Raw genomic sequence first — 971 nt, 5'->3', positions numbered from 1 at the left:
ATGGTTGTGAAGTTCGGCAGCAGGTGAATCTGGTTGATTCCGGTCAGCATACAGCTCAGCGGTTCGGTCAGTGTTGCTTCTTCATAGCTGATATGATCCTTCAGCTTGTACAGAAAACGATCCTCCGTCACATAATAATCGGTGAACGTCCCGTCGGCGCTGACTCCGGTCTCGGTTACGGATTTATGTGTGCAATGATTCTGTCTTCCTGTCCGGCACATATCACATTGACCACAGTAGTACGTTGGATCAATCACGACCCGGTCCCCGGGCTGCATTGAACTGACGGCTGATCCTACAGCGATTACTTCCCCCGCTGATTCGTGGCCCAGGATAGTGGACGACACGGCATGATATTTGCCACTGATGATGCCTAAATCCGTACCGCATACGCCTGTCGCCCGGATCCGGACGAGTACATCGTTATCTTTTTTAATCTCCGGGACAGGTCTTTCCTCAAGTGCGACATCCCAAGCTGATTTGTATACCAGTGCAAGCATAAATAGTCCTCCTTTTGCCTGTTAGGCAGATGGTTAGTGTAGGGTGGTCAGAACAGTGTCAAGCCGCTTAACAATTTCGACAATCTCATCTTCCGTAGCCGTGAGGGAAGGTCTCACTTTGACCACATTGCCATAACCGTAACGGGAGCCTCTGAGAATTAGCTGCTGTTCGGCAAAAGCGCGGTCGATAATCGCATTGCTCTTAACTGCATCTGGGGCATCATCCTCGTCGACAATTTCCAGTCCCCACATCAATCCGACGCCGCGAGCCTCACCGATGATGCAATCGTGCTTGTCGGCCATCTCCGTCAGCAGGGTTCCGAGCAGGCTTCCTTTGGACCGAACGGCTTCCAGAAAACCGGGCTCAGATACAACCTCCAGCGTGGCTTTGGCTGCCGTAACCGAGATTAGATTGCTGCCTGAGGTGAAGGAGTGCTCGTGCTTCTCCAGGACATTAAGACGAGACTGCAT

General features: G+C 51.9%; 2 protein-coding genes. Both read right to left on the bottom strand.

Annotation, left to right across the window (positions count from 1 at the left end; genetic code table 11):
• Positions 1 to 500: zinc-dependent alcohol dehydrogenase (locus GRP75_RS27960; protein ID WP_160791003.1), on the bottom strand; the 500-nt coding region annotated here is incomplete at its 3' end.
• 33 nt (positions 501 to 533) lie between these two features.
• Positions 534 to 971 (bottom strand): aminotransferase class III-fold pyridoxal phosphate-dependent enzyme (locus tag GRP75_RS27955; RefSeq protein ID WP_160791002.1); only part of this gene is annotated, 438 nt, incomplete at its 5' end.

This window comes from Paenibacillus sp. OT2-17 (assembly GCF_009827695.1).
Taxonomy (GTDB): domain Bacteria; phylum Bacillota; class Bacilli; order Paenibacillales; family Paenibacillaceae; genus Paenibacillus; species Paenibacillus polymyxa_B.
The sequence above is the reverse complement of the archived record's forward strand: the minus strand, read 5'-3'. Positions and strand labels throughout refer to the sequence as shown.